Source organism: Pseudomonas fortuita (assembly GCF_026898135.2).
Classification (GTDB): Bacteria; Pseudomonadota; Gammaproteobacteria; order Pseudomonadales; family Pseudomonadaceae; genus Aquipseudomonas; species Aquipseudomonas fortuita.
The window spans coordinates 2,688,852-2,703,641 of record NZ_CP114035.2 but is presented as its reverse complement, the minus strand read 5'-3'; the positions used below and the strand labels follow the sequence as shown (position 1 = coordinate 2,703,641).

The 14,790-nt window shown below is 61.4% G+C and carries 16 protein-coding genes; 13 read left to right on the top strand and 3 right to left on the bottom strand.

Features of this window, described 5'->3' with window-relative positions:
• The first annotated feature begins 6 nt into the window (after positions 1-6).
• The 6 genes from OZ911_RS12440 to OZ911_RS12415 are packed head-to-tail and all read left to right on the top strand — an operon-like array spanning position 7 to position 6,473.
• Positions 7-408 (top strand): TIGR03750 family conjugal transfer protein, encoded by a 402-nt coding sequence (locus tag OZ911_RS12440; protein WP_016488087.1) that lies wholly within the window; start codon positions 7-9, stop codon positions 406-408.
• Positions 405-1,043, top strand: coding sequence for a PFL_4703 family integrating conjugative element protein (locus tag OZ911_RS12435; protein WP_016488088.1), 639 nt, complete (start codon positions 405-407; stop codon positions 1,041-1,043). Before OZ911_RS12440 ends, OZ911_RS12435 begins: the two co-directional genes overlap by 4 nt.
• A complete protein-coding gene (locus OZ911_RS12430; protein ID WP_016488089.1) occupies positions 1,043-1,849 on the top strand; it encodes a TIGR03749 family integrating conjugative element protein in 807 nt (268 codons plus the stop codon). Before OZ911_RS12435 ends, OZ911_RS12430 begins: the two co-directional genes overlap by 1 nt.
• Entirely contained in the window at positions 1,839-3,347 is a 1,509-nt protein-coding gene (locus tag OZ911_RS12425; protein ID WP_016488090.1) for a TIGR03752 family integrating conjugative element protein, read from the top strand. Before OZ911_RS12430 ends, OZ911_RS12425 begins: the two co-directional genes overlap by 11 nt.
• A complete protein-coding gene (locus tag OZ911_RS12420) occupies positions 3,310-3,729 on the top strand; it encodes a TIGR03751 family conjugal transfer lipoprotein (protein WP_016488091.1) in 420 nt (139 codons plus the stop codon). The genes OZ911_RS12425 and OZ911_RS12420 overlap by 38 nt, the downstream gene beginning before the upstream one ends.
• Positions 3,729-6,473, top strand: a complete 2,745-nt coding sequence (locus OZ911_RS12415; RefSeq protein WP_016488092.1) for a conjugative transfer ATPase — start codon at positions 3,729-3,731, stop codon at positions 6,471-6,473. Before OZ911_RS12420 ends, OZ911_RS12415 begins: the two co-directional genes overlap by 1 nt.
• A 39-nt stretch (positions 6,474-6,512) precedes the next feature.
• On the opposite strand, the gene OZ911_RS12410 is transcribed toward OZ911_RS12415, so the two are convergent.
• Together OZ911_RS12410 and OZ911_RS12405 are read right to left on the bottom strand one after the other, a co-directional pair.
• A complete protein-coding gene (locus OZ911_RS12410; RefSeq protein WP_016488093.1) occupies positions 6,513-6,815 on the bottom strand; it encodes a hypothetical protein in 303 nt (100 codons plus the stop codon).
• A 209-nt stretch (positions 6,816-7,024) separates the two neighbouring features.
• Positions 7,025-7,561 carry a chalcone isomerase family protein gene (locus OZ911_RS12405; protein WP_016488094.1) on the bottom strand — a complete coding sequence of 179 codons (537 nt, stop codon included), beginning with the start codon at positions 7,559-7,561 and terminating at the stop codon, positions 7,025-7,027.
• 317 nt (positions 7,562-7,878) lie between these two features.
• Here OZ911_RS12405 and OZ911_RS12400 point away from each other — a divergent pair, with 317 nt between their 5' ends.
• The 4 genes from OZ911_RS12400 to OZ911_RS12385 are packed head-to-tail and all read left to right on the top strand — an operon-like array spanning position 7,879 to position 11,983.
• Positions 7,879-8,778: a TIGR03756 family integrating conjugative element protein gene (locus OZ911_RS12400; protein WP_016488095.1), complete on the top strand. Its 900-nt coding sequence runs from the start codon at positions 7,879-7,881 to the stop codon at positions 8,776-8,778.
• Positions 8,778-10,133, top strand: a complete 1,356-nt coding sequence (locus OZ911_RS12395) for an integrating conjugative element protein (protein WP_016488096.1) — start codon at positions 8,778-8,780, stop codon at positions 10,131-10,133. Before OZ911_RS12400 ends, OZ911_RS12395 begins: the two co-directional genes overlap by 1 nt.
• Positions 10,130-10,435 carry a hypothetical protein gene (locus OZ911_RS12390; protein WP_016488097.1) on the top strand — a complete coding sequence of 102 codons (306 nt, stop codon included), beginning with the start codon at positions 10,130-10,132 and terminating at the stop codon, positions 10,433-10,435. Before OZ911_RS12395 ends, OZ911_RS12390 begins: the two co-directional genes overlap by 4 nt.
• A 9-nt stretch (positions 10,436-10,444) precedes the next feature.
• A complete protein-coding gene (locus tag OZ911_RS12385; protein WP_016488098.1) occupies positions 10,445-11,983 on the top strand; it encodes a conjugal transfer protein TraG N-terminal domain-containing protein in 1,539 nt (512 codons plus the stop codon).
• 4 nt (positions 11,984-11,987) lie between these two features.
• On the opposite strand, the gene OZ911_RS12380 is transcribed toward OZ911_RS12385, so the two are convergent.
• Positions 11,988-12,347, bottom strand: a complete 360-nt coding sequence (locus tag OZ911_RS12380; RefSeq protein WP_016488099.1) for a hypothetical protein — start codon at positions 12,345-12,347, stop codon at positions 11,988-11,990.
• Positions 12,348-12,785: 438 nt separating this feature from the next.
• Here OZ911_RS12380 and OZ911_RS12375 point away from each other — a divergent pair, with 438 nt between their 5' ends.
• The 3 genes from OZ911_RS12375 to OZ911_RS12365 all read left to right on the top strand — a co-directional run bounded on the left by OZ911_RS12375 (position 12,786) and on the right by OZ911_RS12365 (position 14,736).
• Complete coding sequence (locus OZ911_RS12375) at positions 12,786-13,088, top strand: DUF3085 domain-containing protein (protein ID WP_200867647.1); 303 nt, start codon at positions 12,786-12,788, stop codon at positions 13,086-13,088.
• Between the two features lie 115 nt (positions 13,089-13,203).
• Positions 13,204-13,713, top strand: coding sequence for a hypothetical protein (locus OZ911_RS12370; protein WP_139139547.1), 510 nt, complete (start codon positions 13,204-13,206; stop codon positions 13,711-13,713).
• A gap of 84 nt (positions 13,714-13,797) precedes the next feature.
• The gene (locus tag OZ911_RS12365) at positions 13,798-14,736 is read left to right on the top strand and encodes an ArdC family protein (RefSeq protein ID WP_016488101.1); all 939 of its coding nucleotides are present in this window, start codon (positions 13,798-13,800) and stop codon (positions 14,734-14,736) included.
• Positions 14,737-14,790 lie beyond the last annotated feature (54 nt).

Genomic DNA, 14,790 nt, shown 5'->3' with positions numbered 1-14,790 from the left:
GTTGCCATGTCCGACGTCCCTGCCACTCTCCCAGACGGCACGCTGACCTTCCTGCCGGAACGCCTCAACCGCGACCCAGCCGTCCTGCGCGGCCTCACCAACGACGAGATGTGGGTCGCGCTGATCGTCGGTGCCGTACTAGGCCTGATTCTCGGCGCACCGCTGGCGGTGGCCACCGCCTCCATCGCCACCCTCCCCACCTGCATGTTCCTGTGCATGGCGCTGGTGCTGCTCGGTGGCGGCAAGTTGCTGCGCCGGGCCAAGCGTGCTCGTCCAGAAACTTGGCTGTACCGACGCCTGCAGTGGCAGCTGGCTGTGCACTGGGGCATCAGCAGTCACTACCTGATCCTACACTCCGGCCCGTGGACGGTCCGCCGTACGCGCCGACCTGCGAGGCCCACCCCATGAGCCGCTTCCGCAACAAGGTGGATGCGCAGCAGGCGCACATTCTCAGCCTGCGCCTGGCCGTGGCCGTGCTGGCGCTGCTGTGCACCGGACTCTGGTATGGCTGGCAGTCCGCACCATCCGAACTGACCATTCACGTACCACCGGACTTGCGCTCCGGCAGCACGCGCAAATGGTGGGATGTGCCGCCGGAAAACATCTACGCCTTTGCCCTGTACATCTTCGGCCAGCTTAACCGTTGGCCCACCGACGGCGAGGTCGACTACCACCGCGCGATCTTCGCCCTGCAGCCCTACCTGACACCCGCTTGCAAGACGTTTTTCGATGGCGACTTCGAGTACCGCAAGGCAGCCGGCGAACTACGTGGCCGCGTGCGCGGCGTGTACGAGGTGCTGGGTCGTGGCTACAGCGATGACCCCGACCTGCGGGTAAAGCAGCTGGATAAGCACAGCTGGCTGGTCAAGCTCGACCTCAATGCCGACGAGTACTACGCCGCCGAACCGGTGAAGCGCGTCGTCGTGCGCTATCCGCTACGCGTAGTGCGCTTCGACGTCGACCCCGAGCACAACAAATGGGGCCTGGCCCTGGACTGCTACGAAGGCACACCGCAGAAGCTGACGCTGCCTGGAGGTGCATGATGATGCGTTTCTTGATCTTGATGCTGGTGTCGGTGGCCGGGTGGTGTTCAGCCGCAGCCGCCGTCGAGGTCAAATACTGGGACCGCCTGCCGCTGGCCGTGCCGCTGACGGTGGGTCAGGAACGTATCCTGATGCTGGATGAGGATGTTCGCGTCGGGCTACCCAGCGCGATCACCAGCAAGCTGCGTGTGCAGTCAGTCGGCGGCACGGTGTACCTGCGTGCGTCGGAAGCCCTCCCTCCTACCCGCCTCCAATTGCAGTCGGTGAAGTCGGGGGACATCATCCTGATCGACATCGAAGCGCTCGAAGGTAATGAGTCGCTGGAGGCGGTCAAGATCGTTGCCCAGACTCAGGCCCCGGACGAGGAAACCGCGAAGGATGCAGCCCCCGCAGCGACGCCGGTACCGGTGGTGCTGACTCGCTACGCGGCGCAGAACCTCTATGCGCCGCTGCGCACCGTGGCGCCCTTGCCCGGTGTGCGTCGAGTCCCGCTGGACGAGTCCTCAGGGTTCAGCACACTGCTGCCGACCGAGCACGTATCCATAAAGGGGCTCGCCGCCTGGCGGCTGGGCGACTATTGGGTGACGGCGGTGAAGATCGTCAACCGTGGGTCGGCCAAGGTCAAGCTGGACCCGCGGCACCTGCAGGCCACGCTGTATGCCGCCACCTTCCAGCACGAATACCTGGGGCACGCTGGCACACCTGAAGACACCACCGTGGCGTACCTCGTCACCCGCGGCGGCGACCTGAGGCACGCGCTGTTGTTGCCACCGCCAGCGCCGGAGGCTGCCGATCATGAAAGCTAACGGTTTGCTGAAATGGCTGGTACCGGCGGTCCTGCTGGGAATTGTGCTGATCATCGGCAAATCCTGGGTGGCGGCGCCGGATGGTCAACCTGCCCATGATCCCGAAAACACCGCACTCAGCCCGGACCAGGCCAAGGCCCTCGGCATTGCTGGCGACACGCCGCGCGACACCGTGGCCACGCTGATTGGCCAGGTCAAGGCGATGCGCAGCGAGATGCTGTCACTGAAGAAAGGTAACGAGACGCTGCAGACCGAGAACAACCGCCTGCGCACGCGCGAAGGCAACATCGACAGCCGCATTCAGAGCACGCTGAGCAGTGTCACCCAGCAGGTCACCGAGCAGCGCCAACAGGCCAACGATGCCCGGCAGAAGGCCGAGCAACAGCACCGCGAGACCCAGGGTTTGCTGTCCCGGCTCAAGGACCAACTCACCAACAAGCCGCCCGCGAAGTCCGAAATACCTGTGGGCTTCGGTCTCGAGCCGGGTGACGAGCAACAATTCTCCGGGGCACAACTGCCGGCGGATGCGGTGCAGTGGATCGAGCCATCGAATGCCCGTGCCGGCCAGGAGGGCACCAGCAAAGCTGAGGGACCGTTGTCGTCGCTGACGTCGAAATTCAAAGACCTGCATGGCCTAGACAACAACGCGATTGACCGCGGCCAAGACCATCTCCGTGCCGTGGCCAAAGGCGAGCACGACCTGGAAGGCACTCAGGACCGGGCCGAGGGTGCCAAGCCCCTCTACACCATCCCGGAGAACTCGACCCTGATGGGCTCGATCGCTATGACCGCGCTGATTGGCCGCGTGCCGGTGGACGGCACGGTGAATGATCCCTACCCGTTCAAGGTACTGGTGGGACCGGACAACCTCACCGCCAACGGCATCGATCTACCGGACGTGGTCGGCGCGGTCATGAGCGGTACCGCGGCCGGCGACTGGACCTTGTCCTGCGTGCGCGGCCAGGTCGAGTCGCTCACCTTTGTCTTCAGCGACGGCACCGTCCGCACGGTGCCGCAGCCGCAGAAGGTGATCAGCCGCAACCGCGCCAGCACCCAGACCTCGGACACCGAAAAGATCCGCGGCGGCCTCGGCTACATCTCCGACCCTTACGGCATTCCCTGCATCGCCGGCGAGCGTCGCTCCAACGCCCAGCAGTACCTCGGCAGCCAGAGCCTGATCACCGCTGCCGGCGCTGGATTTGCAGCAGCGCTGGGCAGCGAACAGACCAACACCTCCTTCATCAACTCGGCCAGCGGCAGCTTGGGGCTGAGTCAGAACAGTGGCAACAGCGCACTGAACTCGGTCATCAGCGGTGGCATCGGCGACATTCGTGACTGGGTCAACAAGCTCTACGGCGAAGCGTTTGCCGCCATCTACGTCCCGCCGGGTGCCAAGGTGGCCTTGCACCTGGATCACGAAATCAGCATCGATTACGAACCCAAAGGCCGGAGAGTGAATCATGAAAGCCCACCCGTTTCGGTACTGGACCTGGATTAGCCTGCTGCTTTGCCTGCACCTGGCGGGCTGCACCACCAGCAAGGACGAAATGCTGCCCCACGGCGACCACACCATGCTGGATATTTGGAACAGCGGCGGCGCCGTCGGTACGCAGCAGCAGTTGCAGGAGGCCCGCGATGAGCTGCGCCGGCCAGTGCTTGATCCCGAGCGCCTGATCAAGGACCAGAGCGCCTACACCCGCACAGCCGCCAACGAGATCCGCGCCCAGTTCCCACGCCTGCCCAACCCTGATCTGGTGATGTACATCTACCCGCACCTGGCCGGTACCCAACAGACGCCCGTGCCCGGCTATTCGACCGTCTTCCCGTTGTACGAGAAGGTCCAGTATGCGCTGCCCGGCGAACGCTTGGACGATCTGTGATGGATGATGATGTAGATCGCACCCCGCCGCGCTGGAAGCCCTGGCGCGCGGCGCAGCGTCGGCGCGCAACACGTGCGGATGAGGCTGCACAGTATGCGCACAACCCCAGTTTCACCGACCACTTGCCCTGGGTCGAATACCTTGAGGAGGAGCAGTGCTTTCTGCTCGACGACAACCGCTCGGTCGGCGCCGTGTTCGAGTTGCAGCCGATCGGCACCGAGGGCCGTGAGCCGGAATGGCTGACGGCAGCGCGCGATGCGTTGGAAGATGCGCTGCAGGACAGCTTCGACGAGTTCGACCAGGCGCCATGGGTGGTGCAGTTCTTCTGCCAGGACGACAGTGACTTTTCCCCGTACCTGGAACGCTTGGAGCAATACGTTGCACCCCGAGCGACAGGCACACCCTTCACCGCTGCCTTCCTTGCTTTGATGCAGCACCACCTCGAAACCATTGCCAAACCGGTTGGGCTGTTTGACGACCCTGTCGTGTCGCACCTGCCCTGGCGCGGCAGCAATCGGCGGATTCGACTGGTGGTCTATCGCTGGCTCGGTGACCAGGCCGACGACGACGGGCAAAAACCCACTCAGCTGTTGGAAAGAACCTGTGACCGCCTGGTAGCGTCGTTGCAGGCCTGCGGCGTCAATCCTCGCCGGCTGACGGGGCGGGATTTCTATGCGTGGTTGCTGCCCTGGTTTAACCCGGCACCGACCCTCACCGGTGAAGCACCAGCAGCGTTCTATCGACGGGTGCCCTACCCGGAGACCGATGACGGCGAGGGCCTATCGCTGCCGTTCGACCATGCCTTTGCCGAGCGGCTGTTCTTCCAGGAGCCACACTCGGACAGCGAGCAGGGGCTGTGGTATTTCGATCAGCAGCCGCACGCGGTGATGGTAGTCGACAAGCTGCGCAGGCCGCCCCTTATCGGCCAGCTGACCGGCGAGACCCGCAAGGGTGAGGCGCTCAACGCCTTGTTCGACCAGTTGCCGGAGCAGGCCATCCTGAGCCTGACCTTGGTGATCACGCCCCAGGATGTGCTCGAGGAGCAGCTCAACCGCCTGGCGCGCAAAGCAATCGGCGAAAACCTGGCCTCGACCCAGACTCGCCAGGATGTGGAAGAGGCCCGCGCGCTGATCGGTCGCCAGCACAAGCTGTACCGCGGTACTTTGGCCTTGTACCTGCGCGGCGCCGATGAACAGCAATTGCGCCAGCGCTCGATCCAGGCAGCCAATGTACTGCTCGGCGCCGGCCTGCAACCGGTGCGCGAGGGCGATGAGGTGGCCGCGTGCAACAGCTACCTGCGCTGGCTGCCGATGGTCTACAACCCCGCACGGGATAAACGCAATTGGTACACCCGGCTCTTGTTTGCCCAGCATGTGGCCAACCTGCTGCCGCTGTGGGGACGCAGCATCGGTACCGGCAACCCGGGCATCACCTTTTTCAATCGGGGTGGCGCGCCACTATCGTTCGACCCGCTGTCACGCTTCGACCGTTCCATGAATGGTCACCTGCTGTTGTTCGGCCCGACTGGCGCCGGCAAGTCGGCCACCCTGGTCTCGATTCTGATGCAGATCATGGCGGTGTACCGGCCGCGGCTGTTCATCGTCGAAGCCGGCAACTCCTTTGGCCTGCAGGGCGACTACTTCGCCACCCTAGGTTTGACCGTCAATAAGGTCCAACTCAAACCGGGCAGCGGCTTGAGCCTGGCCCCTTTCGCCGATGCCCGCCGACTGATCGAACGCCCCGACCAGGTCGCCAGCCTGTCGACCGAGGTCCTGGATGAAGACGCTTCGGGCAGCGACGAGCAACGCGATGTGCTGGGCGAGCTGGAGATCACCGCCCGCCTGATGATCACCGGCGGCGAAGCCAAGGAAGAGGCGCGCCTCACCCGGGCAGACCGCAGCCTGATTCGCGAGTGCATTCTCGACGCCGCCAGGCACTGTGCGGCCAGCGATCAGCAGGTCATGACGCGCCATGTCCGTGATGCCCTTCGCACGGTAGCCAGCGACGCCCACCTGCCCGACAAACGTCGCGAGCGGGCCCAGGAAATGGCCGAGTCCATCGACCTGTTCTGCCAAGGTTTCGAGGGTGCGCTGTTTGACCGACCAGGCACCCCTTGGCCGGAAAGCGATGTCACCATCGTCGACCTCGCCACCTATGCCCGCGAGGGCTATGAAGCGCAGATGTCGATCAGCTACATCAGCTTGATGAACACCGTGAACAACCTTGCCGAACGCGACCAGTACCTCGGTCGTCCGATCATCATGGTCACGGACGAAGGCCACATCATCACCAAAAACCCGCTGCTGGCGCCCTTCGTGGTCAAGGGCACCAAGATGTGGCGCAAGCTGGGTGCCTGGTTCTGGCTGGCGACGCAGAACCTGGCCGACTTCCCCGATGCGGCGCAGACCATGCTCAACATGATCGAGTGGTGGATCTGCCTGAACATGCCGCCGGCAGAGATCGAAGAGATCGCGCGGTTCAAGAAGCTCACGCCGGCACAGAAGACTCTGCTGCTGTCGGCGAGCAAGGCCTCGGGCAAGTACACCGAGGGCGTGGTCTTGTCCAAGCAGCTGGAGACGCTGTTTCGCGCGGTACCACCAAGCCTGTACCTCGCCCTGGCCATGACCGAGCCCGAAGAAAAGGCTCAACGCTGGCGACTGATGGAAGAACAGCGCATCACTGAATTGGAAGCCGCCCTGAGCATCGCGGCGGAAATTGATCGGCGACGGGGTATAAAGCCGTAATCCAACAGCACGTGTCCTCAGCGGGGCGAACAAAGGCATTCAGCCTTGTTTTGATAGAGGGCTGTCTCCGGTGGAAGCATGTTCGAGGGATATCCGTCTGGCACGCCCAACGCCCCATGCCAACGCCCGCGTCATCGATTCGCCGGGTCGCGAGTCAAAAGCCTCCTCATGTACCGCCATGCCCTGTGGCGCGTATACGCCAATGAACATTTGCGTACTGCCGGTACGCGACAATCGCACCTGGACGTCGATAAAGGTTCCGTCGTCAAGGGTCTCGTCATGAGTGCGATGATGGAGCGTTTGATCCGCCCAATCCCAAAACACATCACCGCGAATTCTCATGTCGCCTCCTATAACTTTAGTTTTATACGGAGCGTGTAATGCCACGATAGCGAACGCCCCCCATTTCGCAACCGCCTATACCGGCCCTGAAAGGTACCGTCTGACAAGAGGTCAACGCCAGCTGCCATTTTCGAAATAAATCGCTAATCAACTGGTCATAATGCAACCCTTTGATTGTCCCCCATCGCGCCTTCGCATGTTCGGATTCGTTAATCGCCCAGCAACGCGCGCCGCAACTTTGGAAAGCGTGTTCTGCCATCTAGCCAGATGGAGAAGAACGCTCGGGCGAAGTCAGGGTCAAGCACCTCTCGGCTCAGTTGATCATTCACATAGAAACGACAACCGCGCCCAGGCAGGTACACCCCTATCAGCCGCTGTCCCGCCCGAACATCGCCAAACGCCCTGCGCATCTCAAAGCTCCATTTCGCCAATTGCTCTTCCTCAAGCTTGTCGCCGCCCAATCGGCGGAATTCGTCCTGAAGCATCTCGACAAGCGTGGCTCTGCTGACATCACGCAGGAACGTGACCTCCAGGGCCAAAGCGGTGTCTAGCGTCGGCTTAGGATGGCGGCTCCACAGACGAGCCTCATAGATAGTAAGGCCAAACCAGCGAAACTCGCCTGCCCCAATGGAGCGTGCTCCTGGGATATCATCAAATAGATCGGCGTCAGCCCCTGGCGCAGCAAGCAACAGCACGAGTGTCACCACCCGCAGGTTTCTAGACCAGTGTTCCAGGTGCGTGCCCATAGCAACCACGTCTTCTCCCCTTTCAGTAGTAAAGCTTATCCCTAAAACAGCTTGCCTTCGTTGCCCATGCCCCGAGGTTCGGACGTTACGCTGGCTTGAGAACCTGCAAAAACGATGCTTCGGCTCTCATTTAGTTGGTCCACCGCGTGAGTCAGACCTCAGACACTCAACCACGCCGTCGTCGTTACATCGATTAGGTGCTGGGTATAGCTATGAAAGACTCATTAGACAGATCGGTCTCTCTAGGTCGGCACTCCGGAGCACATCGCAGCAGCAGGCGCGGAAATGCCAAGCGGATATTTGCCGCATCTCTCACGATGTTCCTCACCGAACAATGCTTGGCACTGACCACCCCCGCCATCATTGCCTCGGTCGCGTCGCTGCAGTGTCTGGAGTACAGAATCGTCGGGATCTGCTATTGGCTACTGTGTACGCCGTTCGGCTGCACAGTGCGAACCTCACCCAAGGTCCGGCACTTCATTCCCGAGTTGGTGGTGTCGAGCTATTCCAACACCGGCAGTAACCCCTGGGGCGAGATGTCTGCCCTTTCGGTACCGACGCCCCTGTCGCAAGGCGGGGGCAACCTGATCACGCCCTCGTCGCAACGCGACAACCTGCCCCGTTTCAAGAATGTCGACGGCATCGGGCATCCCGGCGGCGCTGCCCTGACGGCCCTGGCCCAGAGTTTCGGCTTCGGCTATGCGTGTCCGAGCGGGGCGGTGCCGCTTGCGCCCTACTACCTGAGCACGCTCGATCCGCTGGCCTGGCGCCACGCCATCCCCGAGTCCGTTTACCCGCAGGCGCTGACTCCGGGCATGCGCGAGATCGGTAGCCAGGCCTTCGGCAACATGTGGGGTAGCGTCTACCCGCGGCAGGGATTCCTGGTACAACCCGATGACTTCAAGGCCGCCGCGGTGATGGCGCAGCGCGCCAGCGACTTCATCACCCGCGTTGGCCAGCCGCACGTCTACCTACCGTTGCAGCCGATGCCAGCGCCCGGATATTGGCCGCCGCAGCCGGTGATGGAGAACAACATCAACAACCACCGCTGGCAGTTGCTCACTCCGATGGTGCAGAGCACCTGCGCCATCTTCCCGAGCGCCACCCTCCAGAGTGCCGAGGGCGCCTACGCCTGGTCGCTGTGGCGCCCGTACAGGTGCTGCCAACGCATGGGACAGACCTTTCTGTTCAGCATCGACTTTGATGGAGGGCAGTGATGAACACCCTCTCGTTCGGGTTGGTATGTCTTTTCGTGTGCGCCGCTGGCCACGCCGCCGAGAGTGGCTACCACCTGGGCGACCAGGCACAGGTATTGGACGATCGGGTGATGTACACCATCGGTGGCGGATCGGCGGTGGGCGCGCCCTCCTCGCTCTACCGCCCCAGCGGACTCGGCGTAGGCCTGTCCTGGCGCGCGAACATGATGTGCGGAAACATGAACCTCTCCAACACCCTGCAGAACCAGCTCAATGGTGCCACGCAGGGTTTCCAACAAATCATGGGCAACGTCATCCAGAACGCCACCCAGGCGGTGATGTCGCTGCCGGCAATGATCATCCAGCGCGCCAATCCCGGGCTGTATGAGCTGCTGAGCAACGGCGTGCTCCAGGGGCGCATCGACTTCGACCGCTCCAAGCTCACCTGCCAGGCGATGGCGGCGAAGATGGCTGACAAGGTGGATCAGGCCGGTTGGGGAGCACTGGCACAGAACCAGGAAATGCAGCACAACCTGGAGCAGTCCGACGGTGATGCCGTGACCGCGGTGAAGGACACCGAATCCAACAACGGCAACAACGGTGTCAGCTGGGTCGGCGGGCAAAAGGCCGGCGGCTATGGCCAGGCGCCGATCCGAGTGACCTCGGACGTGGTCAAGGCGGGTTACAACCTACTGCACAACCGTTCGGTCGAGGACACCTCGGCCGTCGGCTCAAATTGTCAGAACGGCGCAATCTGCCAGGCCTGGGGGAGCCCCGACGAGGCCGCTGAGTGGGCCACACGTGTGCTCGGTGAGACCGAAGTGGAGACCTGTGATGACTGCGAGACGCTGCGCGTCAGCGCGGGTGCAGGTCTCACGCCATTGATCCAGGAAACCTACACCCAGCACCTTGAAGGCTTGCAGCGCATGTTGTCGGGCGCAGAGGAGCCCACGCCGGAGAACCTGGGCAAAGTCTCCAGCCCGTTGCTGCAGGTCTCCCGTGGGGTCATCGAGGGCCTGCGCGATGATCCCGACCAGAACCTGTTGGCCCGACGCCTGGCCAGCGAGACCGCGCTGTCGAGCGTGATCTACAAGGCGATGCTGCTGCAACGCACGCTGCTCGCCGGCAGCCACGAACCCAATGTGGCGTCGGCACAACCCGCTACCACTGCCCTCAACAGCAATGTCGAAACACTGGAGCGCGAGATCCGCTTGCTGCAAACCGAGTTGCAGGTGCGCCAAGCCCTGGCCACCAACACCGCCAGCCTGGTCCTTGATCGCCACGCCGGCGGCGCCGATGCCTCGCGCAGCATCGACCAGCGCGATCCGCAGCCAGACCGCCTACATCATGCGGAGCAAGGAAGGAGCACGCCATGATGCCGCGTTCTGTGAGGAGCACGGTTGCCCGAGTGCTGCTGATCTTCGGCTCAATGATCGTTACGTTGCTGGTTGCCTGGATGGCGCTGCAACTGAACGGCCCCCAAGTCGATTGGTTCGAGGATGCGCGGGGGAATACGCCCTACTTCGCCTACTGGCGAGCTCTGCTATACAGCCTGATCTTCGCCGGCTGGACCACAGCATTGCGCTCGCGGCCGTTACCTAAAGACCAGCAACGGCTCATGCGCTTGGGGCTGGTCGGCTTTGGCTCGATCGTCCTGGTCGAACTGTCACGAGTGTGAGGTGCAGTCATGAACATGAGCACCAACAGCTACCTCGAGTACTACCTGTCGCTGCTGGCGTGGATCATCAACAACGGGATCTGGAACACGCTGGCGGACACCGGACTCTTTGCCGCGCCGTTTGGCGCGATCATCTTGCAGGAATGGTTGTCGGCCCGCCAACAGGGCGCCGACGAGGGCAACAAGGGCTTGCTGTCGATCCCCCGCGTCGAGAACCGCCTGTGGATGAGCTACGTCGTCATCCTGTTTGGCTGCATGCCGTTTTTCCCGTTGAACCTCTCCTCCGTGACCTTCGACGATGCGGCGAGCCAGCGCTGTGGGGTGTCGATGGCCAAGCCCACAGACACGGCCTGGGGCATGACCTTCAACACCATTGGCGAAAAATCCGCCAACGTGCCGGTGTGGTGGTACCTGGTGCATGCCATGAGCAAAGGCATCACCGCTGCAGCGACTGCGTCCATCCCCTGCGCACCCGACATCCGCGCGATGCGCATGGAGATCGACAGCTCACGGATCAACGATCAAGTGCTGCTACAGGAAGTCGCCGATTTCACCCGCGACTGCTATGGCTATTCGCGCTCGCGGCTGTTTACTAACCGCCCCGAGCTGGACGAATCGCAGAGCTACGATGCGTCCTGGATTGGCTCGACTTACCTACTCGACACGCCGGGCTATTACGACACGGATCGCTCGCGCACGCCCCGGGTTGATTGGCCATATGACGAGACGCGAGACACCTCCCTGCCCCGGTTGGACAACGGTGCGGGCTACCCAACCTGCAAGCAGTGGTGGAGCGATGCCACGGTCGGCTTGCGCGACCGCCTGGTCGCCGAGGTCGATCCAAACCTGCTCACGCAATTGCGCGGTTGGCTGACCGGACACAGCTCCACCGAAATCGAAAACGCTACCCTGCGTGAACTGGTGAGCCCGCGCCAGCAGTCATTGAGCATGGCGCCTGGCCAGGTGTTCCAGGACTATGGCAGCAGTGCCCGAGGTGGATCGTTGACACAGGGGCTCAACAACCTGGCCACCAACACCGGCCTGGCCTTGGGCTCGTTCAGCAATTTCCCGGCGATGAATGCGCTGCGTGCGGCACTGCCAATGGTGCAGGCCTTCCTGATCATGGGCACGATCATCAGCCTGCCGCTGGTGCTGCTGATCAGCACCTATCAGCTCAAAGCGCTGATGACGATTACCTTCGCGCTGTTCACCCTACACATGCTGACGTTTTGGTGGGAGCTGGCCCGCTGGATCGACTCGAGCATGCTCGACACGCTGTATCACCAGGTCTCTGTCACGGACCAGGCGCTTTTAACATTACCAACGGCAGGGTTCATGGATGGGACGGTCACCGCACAGGTGATCGAGTACGTGATGGGGGCGATGTTTTTGGTGCTCCCGATGTTCTTTCTGGGAACCATGAGTTGGGCGGGGTACAACGTTGGCAGCAACGTCCAGAGCCTTCTTACTCAAGGTGCAGAGAGTGCCAAACTCCAAGCTGGGAAGGGAACATCACAAGTTGTTGGAAGCGTACAAAAGCTCAAGTAATCAGTTAACGAAGTGATCCGTGTTCGTCGTACATTTCTGGATACTTGAAACGATGCTGAGGATGGCTAACCTCGAATACATCGGGCTCATCATCACTCGCTTCAATAGGCTGCGCGGCAAACGCCCATAGGGCTACCATTCCGACCGCCAGGAAGAATGCAACTGATGCAACAGCAAGCAAAAGAATCACCTTAACAATCTGCATACCGAGCCGGCGATACCCAAACGGCACGCTCGCCAACATCGGTGAATGCAGCACGCTGGCTTCTAGCTGATTCACCAATCGACCCGCGCGAGTTGCGGCACGAATCAAATACTTGCCGAAAGAAGTCCGGTTGGAGTTTGAAGACGCTGGAGTCGCCATTTTCCTATCTCCATTTACTTCACCGCACGTGCGGTCAAACCGCTTTAAACAATTTGGATCCAAGCCTTAGCTTACTCCTCTCACGCAGTTTTCCATGACCGTTGATCACTTGGTTTACGCTGCTGATCACCAGTGGCACCGCATGGATTGACGCAGTACGCCCCCCTGAAAATCTTCATTGACGCAATGCCGGCCCGCTTGATACACCGGACATGCAAGCGCTGGAATTCCAGCACCCCAGGTGGCCTCAACCTTCAAGGCCACGTCACTCCCGTGACGGTTGTCCCAAGGGCGATTAGCGTTCGGTGGCTCGCCCGGTTACCGCTCCCGCGGTGATGAGCGCTCTTTTACATCGGCCTCACTGAGCCCTGCTCCGTTGAAGCTCCTTTTCCATTTCCGTGCTGGGAATTCTTCCCGCATGGGTGGCATTCCTCCGCACTGCCTGGAGGGGTCAAAGACCACGGTGTCTACCTCATGTCCGAGTTCGGCGAAAGCAAATCCGACGGAAGTAGCCGCAAACACATTGCCTACGCCATGGGTTGCAACCCTGACGTCGACGACTTTGACGCCTGGTGGAATCGCGCTCGCAGTGAATTCGGTGGCGACGATTTTGCCGAGTACTTCGACCTTGATGATCCCGTTCTGGAAAGCCTACGCGGCACCGACGGGGCATTGGTGATTGAGGCCACATCCACGCACCTGTACATCGCTGCTGAGATTGCCCTGCCCGGGAAATCCTGACTGCTCTGGAGACACATGCGATGTTCCAGGGAAGCACGAATTTGTGCCTCTCTGGGACATCGCTCCTTTCAATCTCCACGCCAACAACAGCGAGCGATTCATCTGAAGTTTTGGGATGGAAAAACTTCGCTGGAAGCGGCTGGAAACTCGACCTGCAAGGCAGGCTGGATTAGGCGTTGACCCCACGAGCAAGCGCGTTTTAATGCCTGGACACGCCAAGTTTTCAGTGAGCGCGGTGGCGATGGAACTTACCCGGGATGCTCCTGGAGGCCATCGCTGGATCAGCTCCCGGGAGGCACCAGTGTCCAGGAATAACCGCTCCTTACCTGCCATTGTCCTGAGCCCAGGGGTATGGCAATTCATCGCCGAGGTTGGTACGGCTACTGACACAGTTGAGCAATCAGGACAGCGCTTGCAGACCGTATTGGGCATCGCTCTGGCTTCGGTAGATCACCACTTGCGCCAATCGCTCGACTTGCTACTCGATCAAGCTTCCCAGAGTGAATCACGCTCCTCGGCGTCAGTCACTCAGTTTCAGGTAACTCACATCACGCCAGAAACCGGCCCTGTTTTTCTTCATATCAGGTTGCCACATGAGATCGGTGTGGACATCTCATCGGCCTGAACGCCCACCCTACCACTGTCCACTTACCCCACCGGGAACCCTTCCCGGCCGGGCAGCGTTCCCCTTCCTTGACTGGAGAACGCCATGTCCGATATCTACCTGGACGTCACCAACAAGATCGTCAACGCTCTGAATCAGGGGGTGATCCCGTGGATCAAACCCTGGACCACTTCAGGCTCAAGTGTTGACGCACCTTTCCCCATTAACGCGATTACCCGGCGCCCCTATGCCGGTATCAACATTCCACTGCTATGGGCCGAAGCGCGTCTGCGCGGGTACCGCCAGGATCGCTGGCTCACCTACAACCAGGCACGGAAAGCCGGTGGGCATGTGCGCAAGGGCGAACAATCGACCCTCGCAGTGCTGTACAAACCCATGAGCAAGGAAGCACACGACGAAGACGGCCAGGTCGTCCGTGATGAGCAAGGTAACGTCAAGATGGTGCAGTTCGCACTGCTACGAACGCATTGCCTGTTCAACATCGAGCAGACCGAGGGACTACCCAACGACGAGCAGTACCACGACGAGGGTAAAGATCCGATGGCATTCATCGATCATGCACCTGCCGAGCGTCTGTTGGCCGCCAGCGGCGCACGCATCGAACACCGCTACGGGGATGACGCGTTTTATCTACCGATCCGGGATCTCATTCAATTGCCCACCAAGGCCCAGTTCGTGGACGTCGGCAGCTACTACGCGACCGCGCTGCATGAGCTGACGCACTGGTCGGGTCACCACGCCCGCCTCAACCGGGAAGGCATCACAGGCGGACACGCATTCGGCTCTGCGGCGTACGCCTTCGAGGAGTTGGTCGCGGAGATGGGCGCAGCGTTTCTCTGCGCCCTCACCGGCACCCAGGGCGAGTTACGCCATGAGGAGTACCTGGCGTCCTGGTTGAAGATCCTCAAGGAGGATAAGCGAGCCATCTTCCGCGCCAGTGGGCTGGCCCGTGAGGCTTCCGAGTACCTGTTGGCGCTGCAGTTGGATCAGGCCAGCGAGACGACCGAACGGCTCACGGCGTGACTTTTCACTTCAAATAGAAAGGCCCCAACCGGGGCCTTTGTTTTGCCTGCAACG

Excerpts from the sequence above, each read along its gene's own strand:
- OZ911_RS12440 (WP_016488087.1), top strand. The coding sequence starts at position 7 with ATGTCCGACGTCCCTGCCACTCTCCCAGACGGCACGCTGACCTTCCTG.
- OZ911_RS12435 (WP_016488088.1), top strand. The coding sequence starts at position 405 with ATGAGCCGCTTCCGCAACAAGGTGGATGCGCAGCAGGCGCACATTCTC.
- OZ911_RS12430 (WP_016488089.1), top strand. The coding sequence starts at position 1,043 with ATGATGCGTTTCTTGATCTTGATGCTGGTGTCGGTGGCCGGGTGGTGT.
- OZ911_RS12425 (WP_016488090.1), top strand. The coding sequence starts at position 1,839 with ATGAAAGCTAACGGTTTGCTGAAATGGCTGGTACCGGCGGTCCTGCTG.
- OZ911_RS12420 (WP_016488091.1), top strand. The coding sequence starts at position 3,310 with ATGAAAGCCCACCCGTTTCGGTACTGGACCTGGATTAGCCTGCTGCTT.
- OZ911_RS12415 (WP_016488092.1), top strand. The coding sequence starts at position 3,729 with ATGGATGATGATGTAGATCGCACCCCGCCGCGCTGGAAGCCCTGGCGC.
- OZ911_RS12410 (WP_016488093.1), bottom strand. The coding sequence starts at position 6,815 with ATGAGAATTCGCGGTGATGTGTTTTGGGATTGGGCGGATCAAACGCTC.
- OZ911_RS12405 (WP_016488094.1), bottom strand. The coding sequence starts at position 7,561 with ATGGGCACGCACCTGGAACACTGGTCTAGAAACCTGCGGGTGGTGACA.
- OZ911_RS12400 (WP_016488095.1), top strand. The coding sequence starts at position 7,879 with ATGTTCCTCACCGAACAATGCTTGGCACTGACCACCCCCGCCATCATT.
- OZ911_RS12395 (WP_016488096.1), top strand. The coding sequence starts at position 8,778 with ATGAACACCCTCTCGTTCGGGTTGGTATGTCTTTTCGTGTGCGCCGCT.
- OZ911_RS12390 (WP_016488097.1), top strand. The coding sequence starts at position 10,130 with ATGATGCCGCGTTCTGTGAGGAGCACGGTTGCCCGAGTGCTGCTGATC.
- OZ911_RS12385 (WP_016488098.1), top strand. The coding sequence starts at position 10,445 with ATGAACATGAGCACCAACAGCTACCTCGAGTACTACCTGTCGCTGCTG.
- OZ911_RS12380 (WP_016488099.1), bottom strand. The coding sequence starts at position 12,347 with ATGGCGACTCCAGCGTCTTCAAACTCCAACCGGACTTCTTTCGGCAAG.
- OZ911_RS12370 (WP_139139547.1), top strand. The coding sequence starts at position 13,204 with ATGGAAAAACTTCGCTGGAAGCGGCTGGAAACTCGACCTGCAAGGCAG.
- OZ911_RS12365 (WP_016488101.1), top strand. The coding sequence starts at position 13,798 with ATGTCCGATATCTACCTGGACGTCACCAACAAGATCGTCAACGCTCTG.